Below are 302 nucleotides of genomic sequence, written 5' to 3'. Positions count from 1 at the left end.
AATCCCCCTGTGGGTATTACATACTGGTAGGTCTGGCTGGACTAGTGTCCACCTTACCCCCGGGTTTGTTTTTGCTGGTAGGGCTGGTTGGACTCGAACCAACGACCCCCGCGTTATCAACACGGTGCTCTAACCAGCTGAGCTACAGCCCCAACGCGGTGCTACTACGACTACTGTTTCTTCTTAATTAAACAGCCGATAAGTGTGAACATTTGATGCGTGAACCAGTTACCTGATTCGTGCAAACTCTAGAAAGGAGGTGATCCAGCCGCACCTTCCGATACGGCTACCTTGTTACGACT

General features: G+C 51.0%; 2 tRNA genes and 1 rRNA gene (1 of these 3 running past the window's edge). All 3 read right to left on the bottom strand.

The features are described from left to right. A tRNA-Ser gene (locus tag RR062_06220) sits at positions 1-8 on the bottom strand; it reaches 60 nt to the left of the window's first position. A gap of 67 nt (positions 9-75) precedes the next feature. Next, positions 76-152, bottom strand: a tRNA-Ile gene (locus tag RR062_06215). 100 nt (positions 153-252) lie between these two features. Then, positions 253-302 (bottom strand): 16S ribosomal RNA (locus RR062_06210); the annotation flags it as partial.

The sequence above is a fragment of the Clostridia bacterium genome, assembly GCA_036654455.1.
Classification (GTDB): Bacteria; Bacillota; Clostridia; order Christensenellales; family CAG-314; genus JAVVRZ01.
Note: the sequence above shows the minus strand (reverse complement) of the source record. Positions and strands in the feature narration are given on the sequence as shown.